This window comes from Vreelandella aquamarina, assembly GCF_044805175.1.
Lineage (GTDB): Bacteria > Pseudomonadota > Gammaproteobacteria > Pseudomonadales > Halomonadaceae > Vreelandella > Vreelandella aquamarina_B.
This window is the reverse complement of sequence record NZ_CP085232.1, coordinates 3,014,686-3,035,026: the sequence shown is the minus strand read 5'-3', so window position 1 is coordinate 3,035,026 and position 20,341 is coordinate 3,014,686. Positions and strand designations below refer to the sequence as shown.

Here is a 20,341-nt window from a genome sequence, read left to right as displayed (position 1 = left end):
TGTTTTTATTCATGATGGCACATCGCCCTGAATACGCACCGCAGTCGGCAGGCGTAAGAACCACTCTGATCCCGACCGCCTCGTATTCAAAACAATAATCCAACCGCGAACTTTTCTCTCCCGGCGAGTTGTTATTGTGTCCGGGGTGTACACCAATGCTGCTGTTATTTTTGTTGGGGCGCAGAACCTTGTGTACGTCGCGTCCTTATTTGGGCACTTGCTAGCTGTTGTTATTGTTCGCTGCGCTTAGGTGCGTGGTCCCGTTGGGACCCTGTACCGCGCATGCAAGTAACGAGACTCAAGCCTGTTGTTCTTATTTGTGCCGTTATCTCTACCTGGCACTGTTGTTTTTGTTTTGGCTCAGGTCGGGGCGGTGTCATATTGTTTTTGTTAGCGACTTACCGCGCTGCCCAGTTTGTTCTTCTTGCCCAGTAATATTGCACTCGCCGTGCCACTCATTTGTTATTTTATATATTTCAGTAGCTTAAGATTTTTTGAGTGGAGTGTTGAACTAATGAGACAGGAAAGTGTTACCCGTTTTTGCTCCTATTTTTTGCTTCGTTGTGTGGGAAGGTAACAGTGACTGGGTAACGATTTTTGAATATTTCTTATGGAAATCAATCTATTAGACGTTGGTCTTACGGCTAATGGTTAAGCCCGGCAAACACCAGCCAAGCAGTACCGCTAGCTCTGGCGGCGGGCGGTCTTTTTGCGCGGAATGCCCAAGCGCTGGCGACGCTCCCATAGGTTTTTACGGCTAATGCCTAGCTTCTGTGCTAGCTCGGTTTCGCTCATTTGATCTTGATGCTCTAGTACAAAGTGCTGGAAGTAGTCCTCCAGAGAGAGATCATCCTCTTCGGCGGTAGCGTCGCTAGTGGGAGCGGCGGAGCTGGCGGCAGGCGGGTGCGGGCGGTTGGTTACCGGACCAAGCCCCAGGTCATCTGGGTGGATTAAGTGCCCTTCTGCGAGAATCACGCCGCGCTCCAAGGCGTTTTCAAGCTCGCGCACGTTACCCGGCCAGGGGTAGTCGCGCAGGTCCTGGCGGGCGGCGCGTGAAAGCCGTAGGCCGGGGCGCTCGTGGCGCTTACAGGCCTTTTCCAGCAGGATATCGGCGATTTTGAGCACGTCATCCTCGCGATCCCGCAACGGTGGCAGGGCAATCTGCATCACGTTCAGGCGGTAGTACAAATCGAGCCGGAACTCGCCGCTTTTAGAGAGCGCACGTAGGTCGCGGTGGGTGGCGGCAATCAGGCGAACATCGACATGGCGGGTTTCCACCGAGCCAATTTTGCGGATTTCGCCCTCTTGCAGCACCCGTAGCAGCCGTGCTTGGGCGTCTAGGGGCAGCTCGCCAATTTCGTCAAGAAAGAGCGTGCCGCCATCGGCAGCCTCTACCAAGCCGGTACGCGCAGCGCTGGCGCCGGTAAAGGCGCCCTTTTCGTGGCCAAACAGCTCGGACTCGATCAGCGTTTCGGGAATTGCCGCGCAGTTAACACAAATCAGCGGCGCTTTGGCGCGCTTGCTCTGCTGGTGGATGGCGCGCGCGACCAGCTCCTTGCCGGTGCCGGATTCGCCTTGAATCAGCACGGTGACATCCGCCGGCGCGGTTTTGCGGATGCGCGTGTACACCTCCTGCATGGCGGTGCAGTCGCCAATCATGGTTTGGCGGCCGCCGCCTTCGTCGGTGACATCTGGCGGAGTGCCCTGCTGCATCGACTGCTTATGCAGAATGCGCTCAACGGTTTCCAGCAGCTCGGTGTGGTCAAAGGGTTTGGCAACGTAGTCGACCGCACCCTGCTTCAGTGCATCCACCGCCGAGCGCATACTGGCATAGCTGGTCATGATCAGCACCGGTGCCGGTGCGGCCAGCTCAATCAGCGTTGTGCCCGGCTCGCCTGGTAGGCGTAGGTCGCTGATGATGAGGTCAAAATCGCTGAGCGCCAGCGTGCGGGCCTCTTCGGCGCTGGCCGCTTCGCTGACGCTGTAGTGGTGGCGTTCGAGTAAGCGCTTTAGCGCGCTGCGAATAATCGCTTCATCTTCAACAATCAATATCCTGGGCATGGGGCAAGTGATTATCCTGTTGGTAAAGCGGTAGCCATAGCGTAATGGCCGTGCCGCGAGGCTTTCCGGGAGGTGGCGACGCAACCTCTATTTTGCCTTGGTGCTCATTGATAATTTGATACGCCAACGATAACCCAAGTCCAGTACCTTCCCCCGCCGGTTTAGTGGTCGTGAAGGGTTCGAACAGGCGGTGTTTGACGCTAGGGTCAATCCCGTGGCCATCATCGGTAACGCGCCACCAGGCGTGACTGGCTTGGGTGCCTGCTTCAATATGTACCGTTCCCTGCGGTTGGCAGGCATCCTTGGCGTTGCTCAATAAATTTACCATGACTTGAGTGAGGCGCTGAGCATCACCACGCACCACGATGTCACTCGGGCAGGCGTTGGTAAAGGTGACATCCTCGCCCGAGCGGGCTAAATGGATCAAGTGCAGCGCATCATCGCTCACCGCTTTTAGTGAGGCCGGGGCGCTGGGCAGCGCCGGCCGCCCGCCGTGGGCAAACCCTACCAACGAGTTGACGATTTTGGTGACCCGCTGGGTGAGCTGCTGAATTTGGTCGGCGGTTTCCAGCAAGGCCGGGTCTTCCGTGTCGTAGCGCAGGTTTTGCGCCAGAGAGGAGATGCCGGTGATCGGGTTGCCAATCTCGTGAGCCACGCCGGCGGCAAGCTGGCCAATGGAGGCAAGCCGTGCGGCGTGCACCAGCTCCTCTTCCAACCACTTCATCTCGGTGTGATCCTCCACCAGAATAACGCTACCGCCGCGACTATCATGGCCGCTGAGCACTGCTTTGTGCAGCGTTAAAAAGTAGTCTTTGCCGTGTAGCGTTACCGCCTGCTTATACAGCGGCGTTTGGCTGGCATTCAATACACTGCCCAGCAGGTTGGGCCAGGGTGGCGGCAGGCTGTCGCGCCGGGAGCCAATTACGCTATCGCCGCTGATGCCAGAGAGCTGGGACAGCGCTTGGTTCCACATCAATAGCTCATCGTCGTCGCCCAGCACGCACAGCCCCACCGGCAGATAGGCCAGGGTTTGCCGATGGTGGCGGCGTAGCCCATCTAGCTCCCTGGCAAGCCCGGTGAGGCGCGAGCGGTAGGCCTCTAAGCGGCTCTCTACAAAGTGGATATCGTCGGTAACGGGGGCGTCGTCATGACGGTAAGGGAGGTAGCGGTCCACGATATCCCGCGCCACCGATGGCCCCATTAGCCCCGATAAGTTGGCCTGGATGCGGTCGCGCAGGCGGCGCAGCGCATAGGGGCGGCGCTCTTGGGGGGTGAGGTTGAGCGCTTTCAAAGCGCGCTCCACCTCGCGGCTAGCGGCTTCATCGCCTAGTGCCTGGGCCAAGTGGGCGGGGAAGTCACCCGCCGTGGCGGCTTCCAGTGGTAGGCGTTTCGAGCGGATGACCGCATCTACCGAGCAGGCTTCTGCCGCTGAGCGCTCGCCCTCTGAGATGCGCGTAAACAGCGATACCACGATCAGCAGTACGATATTCACCGCCAGCGAAATCAGCGTAACGTTGTACCAAGTGGGCGCATCCGCCGGCATCAGCGGGGTGAAAGGCAACGCGGGCATAGTGATATCGAACAGCAGCGGTAGCCACAGCCCCCATAGCCATACGCCAATGCCGCCGATAAGGCCGGCAATCATGCCTTTGCGGTTCGCGCCGGGCCAGTAAAGTAGCGCCAGCAGCCCCGGCAGGCACTGAGCCATACCTACAAAGGCGGCCAGCCCTAGGCTGGTAAGGGAGTGGTAGCGCCCGACGCTTTCGGCAAATAGCCAACCGCCGAAGATTACCCCCCCCACTAGCGCTCGGCGCAGCCACAATAGCCAGCCGTAGAGGTCGCTACGCGCCTCCGGCGGGTGGGCGACAAGTACGATATGGTTGAGCGCCATACCTGAAAGTGCCAGCGCGATCATCATCATGGTGCCGCTGGCGGCTGCAAGGCCACCGATAAACGCCAGCGCGCCGACCCACCAGTGTTCGGTCATTACATAAGCGGCGTAGGCAGCCAGTGGCACGCTCTCGTTGGCTGACTGCGCGGCCCAAAGAATCAGCGGCACCGGTAGCGCCATTAGCAGCAGAAAGAGTGGCAGTGTCCAGCTGGCTTGCAGCAGGGTGTGGCGGGAGAGGCTTTCAGCGAAGGTGATTTGGAACAGGTGCGGCATCATAAAAGCCGCCGCAAAAAACAGCAGCAGAAGCGTGCGCCATTGGGGGGCTTCCAGCTGTGGGGTGGCGGCTTGCAGGACTGCACCGGGGCCTTCCAGCCAGCGCTGCACGTCCTGTGGCCCGTCAAACACCCACCACAAGGCAATGGCACCGAGCCCGAGTATGGCCATCAGCTTAATCACTGACTCAAAAGCGATCACGCTAAGCAGCGTATCGTGGCGGTGTCGATGGCTGTGGCGGGCGCCAAACAGCACGGCGCAGCCTGCAATCACCGCGCAGAACAGTAGCGCCACTGCCGCACTGTAGCGGCTGCCGGTCAGCAGTTGAATGGCATCGCTGAGGGTTTTTACCTGAATGCCTAGCAGCGGCAGCACGGCAAATAGGCTGAGCAGTGTTACTAGTGTACCCGCCCAGCGAGAGCGGTAGCGAAAGGCGAACAGGTCCGCCAGCGAGGAGAGTTGGTAAGTACGAGTAATGCGCTGAATGGGCACCAGCAGCACGGGGGCGAGTAAGAAAGCGCCCGCCGGCCCCAAGTAGTAAGCGAGGTAGCCAAACCCGGCGTTCGAGGCGAGCTCGATGCTGCCATACATTGCCCAGGCGCTGGCATACACACCGAGTGCCAGGGTATACACCATGGGGTGGCGGGTAATACGTACCGGTACCCAGCCCCGTTCAACGGCCATGCCGCAGCCAAACAGTAGCCCAAGGTAGCCAAGCCCCAGTAATACGACGCCTATTAACTCAGCGTTCATCCAACTTCCTCTTCTGCTCAAGCCATAGGGTAAGGGCAATCAGGCCGCCCCAAATCGCAAAGGGACGGTACCAGGCCACGCTCGGGTCGCCCCAGCCATCCATCAGCAGCGGCGAGAGCAGGTAGCCGCCAAACACAAGAAATAGCATGATGCGGTAGACGTACATTTTACTGCTCCGGTGGCGTGGGGCGGTGGGCGAGTGGTGTCAGGCGCGACACCGACCAGTTCTCTATAGCCCAGCGTAGCTGTGCTTCCGGTGGCTCATCGGCAAGCGCGGCTGGCGGCGCTTGGTCGAGTAGCCGCAGCGCCTGGAAGAGCTGGCAGCGTATGCCGGTGCTCTCCTCCGCTAGGGCAGGGGCGAGGTTCTGCTTGGAGAGCTTCTGACCATCCGCAGTGACCACCAGCGGCAGGTGCAGGTAGCGGGGTGTTGGCAGGTTGAGCGCGTCTTGAAGCTGGTGCTGCCAGGGCGTGTTATCCAGCAGGTCGTACCCACGCACAATATCGGTGATGCCCTGGTGGGCGTCATCTACCACCACGGCGAGCTGGTAGGCCCATAAACGGTCTTTGCGCTTTAGCACCACATCGCCCAGCTCGGCGGGGTCGAATCGCTGCTCGCCGAACAGTCGGTCATTCCAACTTACGGGGCGTTTGGCGAGGTCGCTGCGCAAACGCCAAGCGACCGGCTTGCTGGCATCGCATACGCCGCTGCGGCACCAGCCGGGGTAGATATCGAAGGCCTGCCACTGTTTGCGTGAGCAGCTGCACGGGTAAGCCAGCCCCTGTGCAGTCAGTTGCTCCAGCGCTTGCTGGTAAGCGTCATCGCGGTGGCTTTGCCAGGTTACCTGCCCATCCCAGGTGAGCCCAAAGGCTTCTAGCTGGCGCAAAATGGTGCTGTCCGCGCCTTTTGGGCAGCGTGGTGGGTCGATATCTTCAATGCGGACCAGCCACTGGCCGCCAGCGGCGCGGGCATCTAAATAACTGCCAAGTGCGGCAACTAGCGAGCCAAGGTGCAGTGGCCCGGAGGGAGTAGGGGCGAAGCGCCCCCGGTAGTGTGCAGTAGCGGTCATGGCAATCCGGCGTTTAAGAAACTGCAGAGCGATGTGTTAAGCACAAGATGACAAACAAAAACGGGCACCTCAAGGGTGCCCGTTGGCTGCCACCGTAGGATGGCGAGGCGTGGGGTGATTAACCGCCTAGCTGCTTCTCTTTTAGCTCGGCCAGGGTTTTGCAGTCGACGCAAAGCGTGGCGGTGGGGCGTGCTTCCAAACGGCGGATGCCGATTTCTACGCCGCAGGCTTCGCAGAAGCCGTAGTCGTCTTCATCGATTTTCTCGATGGTTTCGTTGATCTTCTTCAGCAACTTACGCTCGCGGTCCCGGGTACGCAGTTCCAGGCTAAAGCCCTCTTCTTGCGTCGCGCGGTCGGCGGGGTCGGCGTAGTTGTTAGCATCTTCCTGCAGGTGGCGTACGGTACGATCCACCTCTTCCATGAGGTCCTGTTTCCAGTCCAGAAGCAGCTGGCGGAAGTGCGCGAGCTGCTTCTCGTTCATATACTCTTCGCCCGGTGCCGGCTCATACGGGGTGAAGGATTTGGACGCTTCCGGTTTCTTTTCCGCTACTGGCATGGGAGTGCCCCTTACGTATGTGACTGCTGATCGACCATGAGCGTGTATCACGTTCTCACGCCAAAGGGATGCTTGTTTAGCTGAAAATTTCGCGCGATGCAAGCATAATAGTGCGTTTTGGACCTTGGTCCCACATCTTGTGCAGGCTGGGTCATGGTTTAACTACTGCTAGGTGAAGGAGCCGTTATGGGCTGGAATTCGCGTGTTGATCACGTTGCGCCTTTCCGCGTGATGCACTTATTAGAGATGGCCCAGGCGCGGGAGGCCGCCGGCCATGATGTGATCCATCTAGAAGTAGGAGAGCCCGATTTTGCGACTCCCGAGCCGGTTATCGCAGCAGGCCAGCAGGCCTTGGCTGAGGGTAAAACGCGCTACACGCCGGCGGCTGGGCTGGCAACGCTCCGCGAGGAGATTGCCGGGCACTACGCTGAACACTTCAACGCCACGGTGGACCCTTCACGTATCCTGGTCACGCCGGGCGCCTCCGGTGCGCTGCTGCTGGCTAGCCAACTGCTGGTTGAAAGCGGCGACCGAGTATTAATGGCCGACCCTAACTACCCCTGTAACCGCCACTTTATGGCCCTAGCGGGCGCGGAAATTGACACTGTGCCCGTTGGCCGTGACAGCGGCTGGCAGCTCACCGCGCCGCTGATTGAGCGGCACTGGCAGGCCAAGACGCGGTTAGCGATGTTGGCAAGCCCCTCCAACCCCACCGGGCATACGCTGGATGCCCCGGCGCTCACCGAGGTGATCAATACGGTGGCTGCTAAGGGCGGCGATGTGATTGTGGATGAGATTTACCAGGGGCTGAATTACGACGACGCACCACTCTCAGCCACCTCGCTGTCGGAGGATGCCTTTGTGGTGAACAGCTTCTCGAAGTACTTCGGCATGACCGGCTGGCGATTGGGCTGGCTGGTGGCGCCGGAGAGGGCTGTCGAGCCGCTCACCCGGCTGGCGCAAAACGTGTTTCTCGCCGCAACGACCCCTTCCCAGCACGCGGCGCTGGCGGCGTTTACCCCCGAATGCCGGGATATTCTGGAAACCCGGCGTGCCACCCTCAAGCAGCGCCGCCAAGTGCTGCTGGATGGCTTGGCAGAACTCGGGCTAACGCCCGACCTACCGCCCCAGGGGGCGTTCTATCTCTGGCTGGATATCTCCCGCTACAGCCGTGACAGCCAAACATTCTGCGAACGCCTGCTGGTGGAGGAGAACGTCGCTATCACCCCCGGCATCGATTTTGCCGTGGAAGGAGGCGAACACCACGTGCGTATCGCCTTCACTAACGACGTCGCACGGCTGCAGGAGGCCGTGGTGCGCATCGGGCGCTTTGTGAGCCGCTTATGATGAGCTACCCAGGGCTGGTCCCCAGCACGCTGCTGCGCCGCTATAAGCGCTTTCTGGCCGATGTGCGGCTGGAAAGCGGTGAGGAAGTAGTGGCCCACTGCCCAAATACCGGCTCGATGAAGGCGGTGAACGTACCCGGCTGCCGGGTGTGGCTCTCGCCTAGCGACAACCCGAAACGCAAGCTGGCCTGGACCTGGGAGTGGATAGCGTTGCCCGAGCCAGACGGCGGTACGGCGCTGGCATCGGTGCACACAGGCCGCGCTAACCGCTTGGTAGAGAGCGCCATTGAGGCGGGGGATATCCCGCCGCTGTCGGATTACCAAGCGTTAAAGCGCGAGGTGAAGGTAGGCGAAGCGCGGCTCGATTTTCGCTTGGATGACCCAGAGAAGGGTGCCGCCTATGTGGAGGTCAAGCAAGTCACGCTGAAAGAGGAGGATGGCCACGGCTACTTTCCTGATGCCGTCAGTGTGCGGGGCACCAAGCATTTAGCCACGCTGGCGGCGCTAGCCGAACAGGGCGAGCGGGCGGTGCTGCTGTTCTGCGTGGCCCATGAGGGGATTGCGGACGTAGCACCAGCGGCGCATATCGACCCCACCTATGCGGCAGCGTTAAGTGATGCGGTGAAAGCGGGTGTGGAAGTACTGGCGTATGGCGTGACGGTGGAATGGCAGCAGGGGGTGCCGGTAGCGGCCCGTCTGACGCGGGCGCTACCGGTACGGGTTTAGCGTTCGATATAGAAACGCTGAATAAAGCTTACCGGCTCGGGGTTTTCATTGCGGTCGTAGCGCACGTCGAGATTGAAGCGCATTGGCTCGTCTTGGCGCAGGGTGAAAGTGGCAAGATGGTAGGTGGCATCGCCATCGTGCACGGTGCGAAAGCTGAGCGGCTCGCGGGTATCGGTTAGGTCGCTAACATAGCCCTCAACGCTGGCGTTGACCGGTCGCGTGGAACCATCGGGCTGGCGCTCGCGCACGCTCACGTTCACCAAACCGTGCCCGATGCTGCGCTGGATGCTGTTCGCCTGCGCCACTTCCGGCGTTAGAAAGCGCGTTTCGATGGCGTTGTAGTGGATCTCATAATCGCCCACTCGAACCATCTGCTCAGCAGCTGCCTGGGTGGCACACAGTAGTGTTCCCAGCAGTACCATGAGCAGTGGCAGGCGGCGCAGCGTAGAAATAGCCATGGCGTGTCTCCTCTTTTGGGTGAGGTAAGGGCTAGATTAGGGGCGTCGGCGTACCCGGAAAATGGCGATTTCACCAAACAGGTTAGGCCACCACTTCGAGGTCCAGTGCCCCTTGTGGTCGCCAACACCCACGGCACGATCAACAATCACCAGCCCTTTCTCTTTGCACAGATGTTCGAAGTCGTTAAACGTCGAGAGGTGGATGTTGGGGGTGTCGTACCACGCGTGGGGCAGCGATTTCGATACCGGCATATAGCCGCGCAGCCCTAAATGGATGCGGTGGCGCCAGTAGGCAAAGTTGGGGAAGGTGATAATGCCCTCCTCGGCTACCCGAAGCATTTCATCGAGCATTTTATCCGGGCGGCGCAGCGCCTGCAGCGCCTGGGTCATGATCACCTGGTCATAGCTGTTATCGCAGAAGCTGCCCAGGCCGTCGTCCAGGTTGTGCTCAATCACGTTGACCCCACGCGCGACGCACTGGGTAATGCCGTCGGGGTCGATCTCTAGCCCGTAGCCAGTAACGCCCTTCTCCTTAGCCAGCCTTTCCAGCAGGACTCCATCGCCACAAGCAAGGTCCAGGACGTGAGCGCCCTTGGGTACCCAGTCATAAATCAGTTCAAGGTCCGTTCGCATTAGTGTGTTTCCTCTGCACCCGTGGCATCAAGTTCTAGCTCTCGGGCAATGCGGCCCATAAAGGCGCTGAACAGCGCTTGATAGCGCGGCTCGGGCAGTAAGAAAGCATCGTGCCCGTGGGGCGACTCAATATTGGCATAGCTGACCGATTTACCAGCGCGGGTGAGGGCATCCACCAGCTCCCGCGAGCGCGACGGCGGGAAGCGCCAGTCGGTGGTAAAGCTCACAATCAAAAAGGGGCACTGCGCTGGTGCCAGGGCGCAGGCAAGATCGCCATCGCAGCTGGCCGCCGGGTCAAAGTAGTCCAGCGCCTTGGTCATCAGTAGGTAGGTGTTGGCATCGAAGGCGGTCGAGAAGGTATCGCCCTGGTAGCGCAGGTAAGACTCCACCTGAAACTCAACGTCGAAGCCAAAGTTCAAATCGTCGCTACGCAGGTCGCGGCCAAACTTGCTGCCCATGGCATCTTCGGAGAGATAGGTAATATGCCCCACCATGCGGGCGAGCTTTAGCCCCCGTTTGGGGACAGTGTCGTGCTCTGCGTACCAACCATCGAAAAAGTCGGGGTCCGAGCGGATGGCCTGGCGGGCCACCTCGTTAAAGGCGATATTCTGCGCGGAAAGGCGGGGCGTTGCCGCAATGACCACGGCATTGGCAACCCGCTCAGGGTAAGTCATCGTCCACTGCAGTACCTGCATACCGCCTAGGCTACCGCCCACGGCGGCGGCCCAGCGCTCAATGCCTAGGTGGTCGGCAAGGCGCGCTTGGCTGGCCACCCAGTCGCTGACGGTAACCACGGGGAAGTCCGGCCCCCACTGGCGGCCGGTTTCCGGGTTGTGGCTCACCGGGCCGGTGCTGCCGTGGCAGCCGCCCAGGTTGTTCAGTGACACCACAAAAAAGCGATTGGTATCAATGGATTTGCCGGGGCCGATATGGGCATCCCACCAGCCGGGTTTGCGATCCTCGGCGGTGTGGTAGCCAGCGGCATGGTGGTGCCCCGACAGCGCGTGGCAAATCAGCACTGCGTTAGAGCGCTCGGCGTTCAGCGTGCCGTAGGTTTCGTAGATCAGTTCATACTCAGGCAGCGTCTTGCCGCAGGCAAGCGGTAGCGGAGTATCAAACTTAACCACATGGGGTGTGACCAGGCCAACGGAACCCGTTGGCCGGTCGTCATAAGCAAGAGTGTCTGAATCAGGCATCGAAAGCGCTAGTCCTGCAAAATTAAGTCCTGCAAAAAGTAAGCTCGGGCCGGTAGTCGAGTCGATGGGGCCGTTATAGGCCTACGAGTGCGCCAGAGATGCCCGCCGCGCGGATCAGCGAACCAACCACCACGCCGTCCACCAAGTTAATGGCGATAAAGACCACAATCGGCGAGAGGTCGATCATCCCCAAAGGCGGGATCACCTTTCTCACCGGCGCCATGATCGGCTCGACCAGCTGCATCACCAGCAGCGCGCCTGGATGGCTGGCATTCGGTGCCACCCAGCTCAGGATGATCATCACGATCATGGCAAAGAAGTAAATCTTCAAAATGGCGTTGGCGAGCGCGGCCACGCCTGCGATCAGCAGCCCTGCGATGGGCGGCATGCCCACGCCGATCACCATGAAAATGGCAATCATGCTGACGACTTTCAGCACGAAGCCAGCCGCCAGGGTAGCCAAGTCAAAGCGACCGGCTACCGGCCCTAAAAAGCCTTGGAATAGCCCTACGACGGGCTGGGTGATTTTGACCACCGACTGGCTTAGCGGGTTGTAATAGTCTGCCCGCGATGCCTGCAGCAAAAAGCGCAGCATTAATAGAAACAGGTAAATATTGATCAGCGAGTTAACCAGCATTAACCCGGCACTGCCTAATTGACTTCCCATTGCGGCTTCTCCTACGAAATGTCGTTCTTGAGGTGAGCAGCAGGCGCATTAGCGGGCTGCCCACCTTGTTCTGATACTTAGCTCACGGTTTGGTAACGGTAGTGTTGATGGGGGCGGCGATACCCTTTGCGCTTAGCTGTGTTTATCGCTTAGCTCTTTGGCCATGGCGTCGGCACGGGCAGCGCAGGCCTGCATGGCGTCGGCAATAATCGTACGCAGGTGGGCATCTTCCATATGCGCAATAGCGCGCTCGGTAGTGCCGCCCGGCGACATCACGTTCTGTTTTAGCGTGGCCGGGTCTTTATCGCTGCGCTGGGCCATAGTAGCCGCGCCTAGGGCGGTTTGAATGGCTAGGCGGCGGGCGGTATCGGCAGGCAGGCCGAGCTTCACAGCGGCCTCTTCCATCGCTTCAAACATCAGGAAGAAATAGGCTGGCGCACTGCCGGAAACGGCAGTCACGGCGTTCAGCAGGTGCTCCTCTTCGACCCACTCCACAATACCTACCGCTTCCATAAGCTGAGTGGCGAGGGTGCGCTGTGCATCGCTGACCGCCGCATTGGCGTAGAGGCCGCTGGCGCCAATGCCTACCAACGAGGGGGTATTAGGCATACAGCGCACCAGGGCGTTACCGCCGCCCAGCCACTGGTCGATGGTGTCGGCGTCCAGGCCAGCGGCAATGGAAATCACCAGCGGCGCCTGCTGCTGCACGCTGTCACGCAGCGCTTCACAAACGCCGCGCATAATCTGTGGTTTGACCGCCAGTACGACCACATCGGCACCGCTCACCGCAGCGCTGTTATCGGTGTGGGTATGAATGCCCAGGCGCGCCTTCAGCGGAGCCAGTTCGCTTTCGTTGGGGGCCGTGGCGGTGATGTCGCTGGGTGAGACGCCGCTTTCGATCAGGCCGCCGATAATGGCGCTAGCCATGTTGCCTGCGCCAATGAAGGTGATCTTGCTCGCCATGGGGGTATCCTTTTTCGTAAATGGCTGCGTCTTGCAGCGTGTAAAGTAAACCGTGTGTTGTGTGAGCCGCGTGCTGTGTGAACCGTAGTTAGCCCCGTGCGCCAAAAATAGCGGTGCCTAAACGTACCAGCGTGGCACCTTCTAAGACAGCCGCTTCTAAATCGTCGCTCATGCCCATCGACAGCGTATCCAGCGGCGCTTCGGGCAGTGCCGCCTGTAATTCTTCCAACAGCTGGCGTAGGGCTGCCAGCGGCTGGCGCTGAGCTTCGAGTGTCTCTGCCGGAGCGGGAATCGCCATCAGCCCGCGCAGCGCGAGGCCAGGCAGGGCGGCAACTTCTTGGGCCAGCGGCAAGGCGTCTTCCGGCAGCACGCCGGATTTCGTTGCCTCGCGGCTAATATTCACCTGCAGGCACACGTTCAGCGGCGGTAGCGCTGCCGGACGCTGTTCGCTTAGGCGCTTGGCAATTTTTAAGCGGTCAACGCTGTGTACCCAGGCAAAGTGTTCGGCCACGGCGCGGGTTTTATTCGATTGCAGCGGGCCAATGAAGTGCCACACAATATCGTCAAGATCCGCCAGCGCTGCCTGCTTCTCTAGCGCTTCTTGCAGGTAGTTTTCGCCAAACTCGCGCTGGCCGTGCTGCCACGCCACGCGCAGCATCTCGGCGGGCTTGGTTTTGCTCACCGCCAGCAGGGTGGCGCTGGCGGGCGAGCGTCCGGCGTCCTCAAGCGCTCGGCGTAGGCGTTCGCGCGCAGACGCAAGTGACTCGGGAAGCGCGTTGTCTGTCATACTCAAGCACCTTACCGCAGCTGGGAAAGAGAGATGGATATTACCGAACTGCTGGCATTCTCGGCAAAGCAGAATGCATCCGACCTGCACCTTTCGGCGGGTCTTCCCCCCATGATACGTGTTGATGGCGATATTCGTCGGCTTAATGTGCCTGCCATGGAGAATAACGAGGTTCGGCGGCTGATCTACGACATCATGAACGATCGGCAGCGCCGCGACTACGAAGAGCACTTGGAAGCCGACTTCTCGTTTGAAGTGCCGGGGGTGGCGCGCTTTAGGGTCAATGCCTTTAACCAGGCGCGCGGGGCGGGGGCAGTGTTCCGAACCATTCCGAATAAGGTGCTCTCCATGGATACCTTGGGAATGGGCGAGGTGTTCCAGCGCCTTTCGATGCTGCCAAGGGGGTTGGTGCTAGTGACCGGGCCGACGGGGTCGGGGAAAAGCACGACGTTGGCGGCGATGATTGACTACATCAACGACCACCGCTTTGAGCATATCCTGACCATTGAAGACCCGGTGGAGTTTGTACACACCAGCAAACGCTGCTTGATCAACCAGCGGGAGGTCCACCGCGATACCCATAGTTTCTCGGGGGCACTGAGAAGCGCGCTGCGCGAAGACCCAGACGTGATTTTGGTGGGGGAGCTTCGCGATCTCGAAACGATTCGCCTGGCGCTCACCGCGGCTGAAACGGGGCATTTGGTATTCGGCACCCTGCACACCACTTCCGCAGCGAAAACCATCGACCGGATTATTGATGTCTTCCCCGGCGAAGAGAAATCTATGGTGCGCTCGATGCTCTCTGAATCGCTTCAGGCGGTTATTTCGCAAACGCTGTTGAAGCGCCAGGGCGGCGGACGCGTGGCGGCTCACGAGATCCTGATCGCCACGGCAGCGGTACGTAACTTGATTCGCGAGGATAAGGTGGCGCAGATCTACTCAGCCATTCAGACCGGCGGCGCGTTGGGGATGCAAACCCTCAATGCTTCGCTCGCCAAACTGGTCAAAGAGGGGGTGGTGAGTATGGACGACGCCCAGGCGCGGGCCAAAGGCACGCTTACGCTAAACGATGAATAAAGTAGCTAAAGGAAAAGGGACGCGATGAGTGAGCCAGCCAGCGGTATGACCGCGACCCAGTGGCTGCATCAACTGCTGGGGATCATGGTCGAGCAGCAGGCCTCTGACCTGCTTATTTCAGTGGGCGCGCCGCCCAGCCTTAAAACGCCCCAAGGGCTGGTGCCGCTGGGGCGTCAGCCGCTCTCTGCTAGCCAGGTGCGTAGTTTGGTGCTGAATGCGGTTCCCGATAAGCAGCGGGAGCGATTTCAAGCTGAGCACGAGGCGAATTTTGCCCTAAGCCTGGAAAGCGCGGGACGGTTTCGGGTGAGCGCCTTCCAACAGCGCAACGAACCCGCCATGGTGGTGCGCCGCATTGCCCAGCAAATTCCCACGCTGAGCGCGCTGGGGGTGCCTAGCCAGTTGTCGACGCTGGCCAATGCCAAGCGCGGGCTGGTGCTGGTCGTGGGTGGCACGGGAACGGGGAAATCCACCACGCTGGCGGCGATGATTCAGGAGCGTAACGCCTCGGTGGGCGGGCATATCATCACCATTGAGGACCCCATCGAGTATTTACATCCGCACCAGCGGGGCATCGTTAATCAGCGCGAAGTGGGGGTGGATACGGAGTCCTTCGAGGTGGCGCTGAAAAATACGCTACGCCAAGCGCCGGATGTGATCTTGATTGGCGAAGTGCGTACCCGCGAGACCATGGAGCACGCCCTGACCTTCGCTGAAACGGGGCATCTTTGCCTGGCGACGCTGCACGCCAACAACGCTAACCAGGCGCTGGAACGTATCCTGCACTTCTTTCCCCACGAACGGCACGAGCAGGTGCTGATGGACCTATCGCTGAATCTGCGCGCCGTGGTGGCTCAGCAGCTGCTGCCTACCCAACAGGGTGGCCGCTGCGCGGCGATTGAGATTCTGCTCTCATCGCCGCGGGTGGTGGATCTGATTCGTAAAGGGCGTATTGATGAATTGAAACAGGCCATGGCAGGCTCTCGCGATGCGGGGATGCAAACCTTTGATCAGGCGCTTTACGCGCTCTATCAAGCGGGTAAAGTGAGCCAACAGGTAGCGCTGGCCCATGCGGACTCCGCCAACGACCTGCGGCTGATGATCAAACACGGTGATGCCGCCGCCAGCGGTAAGCCGTTAGACGCACAGGTGCCGTCCCATCTGGCCCTGCGCGACGGTGACGATTACTGACGGCAGTCGCCGTTAGGGGGAGTAAATACCGCCTAGCACCCGTGGGCCGCTGGCGCCAGTCACAGAGGGTAGGTTGCCGGGTAACCCGTGCAGGCGCTGGTGGGCGAGCCAGGCAAAGGCCCCTGCTTCAATCCAGTCTTCCGGCCAGCCCAGCGTGGCAGGGGAGAGCAGCGTTACCTTGGGAAGGTGCGCGGCTAACCTGTCCATCAAATAGGTATTGTGGGCACCGCCGCCGCCGACCAGCAGCGTGGCGGTAGGCTGGCTCAGCGGCAGTTGGGCAACCCCTTGCGCCACGCTCACTGCCGTTAGTTCGGCCAGCGTTGCCTGAACGTCACTGGGGGCTTCGCCGCCGGTAAGCTGCTTCTCTAACCACGCTAAGTGGAATAGTTCGCGGCCAGTGCTGCGTGGCGGCGGCTGGTGGAAGAAGGGCTCCCGCAGCAGGCGCGTGAGCAGCGCTTGGTCGAGTTGGCCGCTGGCCGCCCAGGCGCCGTTTTTATCAAACCGTCCAGTATGGTGTTTGGCAAACCACGCATCGAGTAGCACGTTGGCAGGGCCGGTATCAAAGCCCACCACCGGGCGCGTTTGTTCCTGGGGAAGCCAGGTGAGATTGGCAAAGCCTCCTAAATTGAGCACGAGCTGTTCGTCTGGGCGCTGCCCAAACAGCGCTTGATGGAAAGCGGGAGCGAGTGGGGCCGCTTGGCCACCGGCAGCCAAATCCCGCCGACGAAAATCGGCCACGACGGTACAGCCCGTTAATTCTGCCAATAAACTCGGATTATCCAGCTGCAGCGTATAGGCAGGGCCGCCTTGGTGGCCTTGGGGCGCGTGCTCAATCGTCTGGCCGTGGCTGCCAATCGCCGCGATCTGTTCCGCAGTGAGTCCTTGTTCCGTTAATAGTGCGGTGACTGCCTGGGCCTGGACACGGCAAAAGGCATCCTCGGCGGCCGCGAGTTCGGCAAAGCTAGCGGAAGGCGCGTGGCAAAGGTGCAGCAACTGCGCGTGCAGCGTATCAGGCATGGCAACGGCGGCCGTGGCTAATAATTGGGGTGGCGCGCCAGGGGTGATAGAGACCAGCGCTGCATCAATGCCATCCAGGCTGGTGCCCGACATTAACCCGATATAGTAGGCCGTTGATGTAGGGGAAGCGGTTTTCATTATGCGGGTCATCCAAAACGGGGTGAAGGCTCAACCAAGGCGGTGGAGCGTGATAACATCGCCCACTATTGATCATTTAAACGCCTTTAACGGCACATAGTACATGGAGAGAGACAATGAGTGAGGTGGATCAGGCGTTAGCGCTGCTGTCGCGGGGGACGCATGAAATCCTGGTAGAAGAGGAGCTGCGTAAAAAGCTCGCGTCTGGTCGTAAGCTGCGTATCAAGGCAGGGTTCGACCCGACGGCACCTGATCTGCACCTGGGGCACAGCGTACTGCTGACCAAAATGCGCCAATTTCAAGAGCTTGGTCACACCGTCATTTTTCTGATTGGCGATTTCACCGGCCGTATTGGCGACCCCACCGGTAAAAACGTCACGCGTAAACCGCTGACCGAAGCAGATGTCAAAGCAAATGCGGAAACCTATAAAGAGCAGGTGTTCAAAATCCTCGATCCAGAAAAGACCGAGGTGCGCTTCAATGCCGAGTGGTTTGGTGAGCTAAGTGCCGCCAAGATGATCGAGCTGGCCGCTCAAAGCACCGTAGCGCGGATGCTGGAGCGCGACGACTTCGAAAAGCGTTACAAAGCGAATCAATCCATTGCGATTCATGAGTTCCTCTACCCGCTGGTGCAGGGCTACGACTCGGTGGCGCTGGAAGCCGATGTAGAGCTGGGCGGTACCGACCAGAAGTTCAACCTGCTGATGGGTCGCGAGATTCAAAAGCACTTCGGCCAGGAACCCCAGGTGGTGATTACCATGCCCCTGCTGGAAGGTTTGGACGGCGTGCAGAAGATGTCCAAGTCTCTTGGCAACTACGTGGGTGTGGATGAAGCGCCGGGTTCTATGTTCAATAAGCTGGTCTCCATGCCCGACAGCTTAATGTGGCGCTACTTCGAGCTACTGTCGCTGAAATCGAATGAAGAGATTGATGCGCTGAAGCTGAGCGTTGAGCAGGGCGCAAACCCGCGCGACGTAAAAATGGAGTTGGCCCGCGAACTGATCGCCCGTTACCACGGTGAAGAAGCGGCTGCCAATGCACACAAGTCGGCGGGTAACCAACTGGCTGACGGTGAGCTGCCGGAAGATCTGCCGGAAGTAGAGGTCGATTTCGAAGGTAGCGAGCAGGCGCCGATTGCGGCCGTGCTTAACCGCTCTGGCCTGACCAAGAACAGCGCTCAAGCGAAAGACATGCTGAAGAACCGCAGTGTGAAAGTAGATGGCGAAGCCGTCGCGCAAGACACCATGCTGGCTACCGGCAAAGCTTACGTCATCCAGGCGGGCAAGAAACGTTACGCCCGCGTGACCCTGGTGTGAGCTTTTTGAAAACTTTTTCACATTAGCTCTTGCCAACCCGGCCGCGAATCCGTAAAGTACGCATCCGCTGCCGGGGACGCCTAGCGTTACCAGCGGTGCAAGAGGTTGAAAAACCTCTGGTTTGTCAGGAGGTTAGCGCCGTCTTGTTGTCGTTTAGATCGCTCGCTTCCCTCGCTGAAAACAGCGGTTGACAAACACCACGGAATGCGTAGAATACGCCTTCCTCGCTGAGGCAACACGGTTCAGGTCATCGAGCCCGCCTCGCGACACAGCTCTTTAACAATTTGATCAGGTAATTCATGTGGGCGCTTGCCGATGAGGGTGATAAATCACCAAAACATCAAGGCAAGCGACTCGTCAAACAGGCTTCGGCCTAATGAATGAATTCGTTTGACCCTTGAGCCAAGTTTGGTTCGCTTCTGTTGCTACGGTGACAGGCAAGAACCGCATAGATCTTAAACTGAAGAGTTTGATCATGGCTCAGATTGAACGCTGGCGGCAGGCCTAACACATGCAAGTCGAGCGGTAACAGATCCAGCTTGCTGGATGCTGACGAGCGGCGGACGGGTGAGTAATGCATAGGAATCTGCCCGATAGTGGGGGATAACCTGGGGAAACCCAGGCTAATACCGCATACGTCCTACGGGAGAAAGGGGGCTCCGGCTCCCGCTATCGGATGAGCCTATGTCGGATTAGCTAGTTGGTGAGGTAACGGCTCACCAAGGCGACGATCCGTAGCTGGTCTGAGAGGATGATCAGCCACATCGGGACTGAGACACGGCCCGAACTCCTACGGGAGGCAGCAGTGGGGAATATTGGACAATGGGCGCAAGCCTGATCCAGCCATGCCGCGTGTGTGAAGAAGGCCCTCGGGTTGTAAAGCACTTTCAGCGAGGAAGAACGCCTAGCGGTTAATACCCGCTAGGAAAGACATCACTCGCAGAAGAAGCACCGGCTAACTCCGTGCCAGCAGCCGCGGTAATACGGAGGGTGCGAGCGTTAATCGGAATTACTGGGCGTAAAGCGCGCGTAGGTGGCTTGATAAGCCGGTTGTGAAAGCCCCGGGCTCAACCTGGGAACGGCATCCGGAACTGTCAAGCTAGAGTGCAGGAGAGGAAGGTAGAATTCCCGGTGTAGCGGTGAAATGCGTAGAGATCGGGAGGAATACCAGTGGCGAAGGCGGCCTTCTGGACTGACACTGACACTGAGGTGCGAAAGCGTGGGTAGCAAACAGGATTAGATACCCTGGTAGTCCACGCCGTAAACGATGTCGACCAGCCGTTGGGTGCCTAGCGCACTTTGTGGCGAAGTTAACGCGATAAGTCGACCGCCTGGGGAGTACGGCCGCAAGGTTAAAACTCAAATGAATTGACGGGGGCCCGCACAAGCGGTGGAGCATGTGGTTTAATTCGATGCAACGCGAAGAACCTTACCTACTCTTGACATCCTGCGAATTCGGTAGAGATACCTTAGTGCCTTCGGGAACGCAGAGACAGGTGCTGCATGGCTGTCGTCAGCTCGTGTTGTGAAATGTTGGGTTAAGTCCCGTAACGAGCGCAACCCTTGTCCTTATTTGCCAGCGCGTAATGGCGGGAACTCTAAGGAGACTGCCGGTGACAAACCGGAGGAAGGTGGGGACGACGTCAAGTCATCATGGCCCTTACGAGTAGGGCTACACACGTGCTACAATGGTCGGTACAAAGGGTTGCGAGCTCGCGAGAGTCAGCCAATCCCGAAAAGCCGATCTCAGTCCGGATCGGAGTCTGCAACTCGACTCCGTGAAGTCGGAATCGCTAGTAATCGTAGATCAGAATGCTACGGTGAATACGTTCCCGGGCCTTGTACACACCGCCCGTCACACCATGGGAGTGGACTGCACCAGAAGTGGTTAGCCTAACGCAAGAGGGCGATCACCACGGTGTGGTTCATGACTGGGGTGAAGTCGTAACAAGGTAGCCGTAGGGGAACCTGCGGCTGGATCACCTCCTTAATCGATGACTCATCCTCGCGGTAAGCGCTCACAATGAATTACCTGATCAGAATGCTGTTGGTACGCAGTGATAAGCGTTTTCTTCATATTAAAAAAAGAGAAAAGACTTTTTAAAGCCCTTTCTTTTTCTTTTGATGTTGACAATACGATTCGTTTATCACTGCTTATAGCAGTCGCTCTTTAACAATGTATATCATGCTGACAAGAACGTTTTCGAACGTTCTTACGTAAATTGTTA

Annotated in this window: 17 protein-coding genes and 1 rRNA gene; 6 read left to right on the top strand and 12 right to left on the bottom strand. The window is 59.1% G+C overall.

Annotated features, from left to right (window positions below):
- Positions 1 to 684: 684 nt before the first annotated feature.
- From LG300_RS14090 to dksA, 5 genes are all read right to left on the bottom strand, one after another.
- Positions 685 to 2,061: a sigma-54-dependent transcriptional regulator gene (locus LG300_RS14090; protein WP_404375942.1), complete on the bottom strand. Its 1,377-nt coding sequence runs from the start codon at positions 2,059 to 2,061 to the stop codon at positions 685 to 687.
- Complete coding sequence (locus tag LG300_RS14085) at positions 2,039 to 4,978, bottom strand: ATP-binding protein (protein WP_404375941.1); 2,940 nt, start codon at positions 4,976 to 4,978, stop codon at positions 2,039 to 2,041. Before LG300_RS14085 ends, LG300_RS14090 begins: the two co-directional genes overlap by 23 nt.
- Positions 4,968 to 5,144 carry a hypothetical protein gene (locus tag LG300_RS14080; protein ID WP_030074101.1) on the bottom strand — a complete coding sequence of 59 codons (177 nt, stop codon included), beginning with the start codon at positions 5,142 to 5,144 and terminating at the stop codon, positions 4,968 to 4,970. Before LG300_RS14080 ends, LG300_RS14085 begins: the two co-directional genes overlap by 11 nt.
- A 1-nt stretch (position 5,145) precedes the next feature.
- On the bottom strand, positions 5,146 to 6,045 hold the full coding sequence (gene gluQRS / locus LG300_RS14075; RefSeq protein WP_404375940.1) for a tRNA glutamyl-Q(34) synthetase GluQRS: 900 nt from the start codon (positions 6,043 to 6,045) through the stop codon (positions 5,146 to 5,148).
- 118 nt (positions 6,046 to 6,163) lie between these two features.
- Complete coding sequence (gene dksA / locus LG300_RS14070) at positions 6,164 to 6,601, bottom strand: RNA polymerase-binding protein DksA (protein ID WP_009723720.1); 438 nt, start codon at positions 6,599 to 6,601, stop codon at positions 6,164 to 6,166.
- A 186-nt stretch (positions 6,602 to 6,787) separates the two neighbouring features.
- Here dksA and LG300_RS14065 point away from each other — a divergent pair, with 186 nt between their 5' ends.
- Positions 6,788 to 7,948 carry an aminotransferase class I/II-fold pyridoxal phosphate-dependent enzyme gene (locus LG300_RS14065; protein WP_404375939.1) on the top strand — a complete coding sequence of 387 codons (1,161 nt, stop codon included), beginning with the start codon at positions 6,788 to 6,790 and terminating at the stop codon, positions 7,946 to 7,948.
- Positions 7,945 to 8,673 carry a DNA/RNA nuclease SfsA gene (gene sfsA, locus LG300_RS14060; protein ID WP_404375938.1) on the top strand — a complete coding sequence of 243 codons (729 nt, stop codon included), beginning with the start codon at positions 7,945 to 7,947 and terminating at the stop codon, positions 8,671 to 8,673. Before LG300_RS14065 ends, sfsA begins: the two co-directional genes overlap by 4 nt.
- Here sfsA and LG300_RS14055 read toward each other — a convergent pair.
- From LG300_RS14055 to LG300_RS14030, 6 genes are all read right to left on the bottom strand, one after another.
- Complete coding sequence (locus LG300_RS14055) at positions 8,670 to 9,131, bottom strand: DUF4426 domain-containing protein (RefSeq protein ID WP_404375936.1); 462 nt, start codon at positions 9,129 to 9,131, stop codon at positions 8,670 to 8,672. The genes sfsA and LG300_RS14055 overlap by 4 nt on opposite strands.
- 36 nt (positions 9,132 to 9,167) lie before the next feature.
- Positions 9,168 to 9,764 carry a methionine biosynthesis protein MetW gene (metW, locus tag LG300_RS14050; protein WP_404375935.1) on the bottom strand — a complete coding sequence of 199 codons (597 nt, stop codon included), beginning with the start codon at positions 9,762 to 9,764 and terminating at the stop codon, positions 9,168 to 9,170.
- Positions 9,764 to 10,960 carry a homoserine O-acetyltransferase gene (locus LG300_RS14045; RefSeq protein ID WP_404375933.1) on the bottom strand — a complete coding sequence of 399 codons (1,197 nt, stop codon included), beginning with the start codon at positions 10,958 to 10,960 and terminating at the stop codon, positions 9,764 to 9,766. The genes metW and LG300_RS14045 overlap by 1 nt, the downstream gene beginning before the upstream one ends.
- A gap of 73 nt (positions 10,961 to 11,033) precedes the next feature.
- Positions 11,034 to 11,627 (bottom strand): YggT family protein, encoded by a 594-nt coding sequence (locus LG300_RS14040; protein ID WP_404375932.1) that lies wholly within the window; start codon positions 11,625 to 11,627, stop codon positions 11,034 to 11,036.
- A gap of 132 nt (positions 11,628 to 11,759) precedes the next feature.
- Positions 11,760 to 12,590 (bottom strand): pyrroline-5-carboxylate reductase, encoded by an 831-nt coding sequence (proC, locus tag LG300_RS14035; RefSeq protein WP_404375931.1) that lies wholly within the window; start codon positions 12,588 to 12,590, stop codon positions 11,760 to 11,762.
- Between the two features lie 88 nt (positions 12,591 to 12,678).
- Positions 12,679 to 13,377 (bottom strand): YggS family pyridoxal phosphate-dependent enzyme, encoded by a 699-nt coding sequence (locus LG300_RS14030; RefSeq protein WP_404375930.1) that lies wholly within the window; start codon positions 13,375 to 13,377, stop codon positions 12,679 to 12,681.
- 33 nt (positions 13,378 to 13,410) lie between these two features.
- On the opposite strand from LG300_RS14030, the gene LG300_RS14025 reads away from it, so the two are divergent.
- Together LG300_RS14025 and LG300_RS14020 are read left to right on the top strand one after the other, a co-directional pair.
- Positions 13,411 to 14,454, top strand: a complete 1,044-nt coding sequence (locus LG300_RS14025) for a type IV pilus twitching motility protein PilT (RefSeq protein ID WP_404375929.1) — start codon at positions 13,411 to 13,413, stop codon at positions 14,452 to 14,454.
- A gap of 24 nt (positions 14,455 to 14,478) precedes the next feature.
- Positions 14,479 to 15,642: a PilT/PilU family type 4a pilus ATPase gene (locus LG300_RS14020; protein ID WP_404375928.1), complete on the top strand. Its 1,164-nt coding sequence runs from the start codon at positions 14,479 to 14,481 to the stop codon at positions 15,640 to 15,642.
- Positions 15,643 to 15,654: 12 nt separating this feature from the next.
- On the opposite strand, the gene LG300_RS14015 is transcribed toward LG300_RS14020, so the two are convergent.
- Positions 15,655 to 16,797: an anhydro-N-acetylmuramic acid kinase gene (locus LG300_RS14015; RefSeq protein ID WP_404375927.1), complete on the bottom strand. Its 1,143-nt coding sequence runs from the start codon at positions 16,795 to 16,797 to the stop codon at positions 15,655 to 15,657.
- A gap of 116 nt (positions 16,798 to 16,913) precedes the next feature.
- Here LG300_RS14015 and tyrS point away from each other — a divergent pair, with 116 nt between their 5' ends.
- Together tyrS and LG300_RS14005 are read left to right on the top strand one after the other, a co-directional pair.
- On the top strand, positions 16,914 to 18,113 hold the full coding sequence (tyrS, locus tag LG300_RS14010) for a tyrosine--tRNA ligase (protein ID WP_404375926.1): 1,200 nt from the start codon (positions 16,914 to 16,916) through the stop codon (positions 18,111 to 18,113).
- 457 nt (positions 18,114 to 18,570) lie between these two features.
- A 16S ribosomal RNA gene (locus LG300_RS14005) occupies positions 18,571 to 20,103 on the top strand.
- Positions 20,104 to 20,341: the final 238 nt, after the last annotated feature.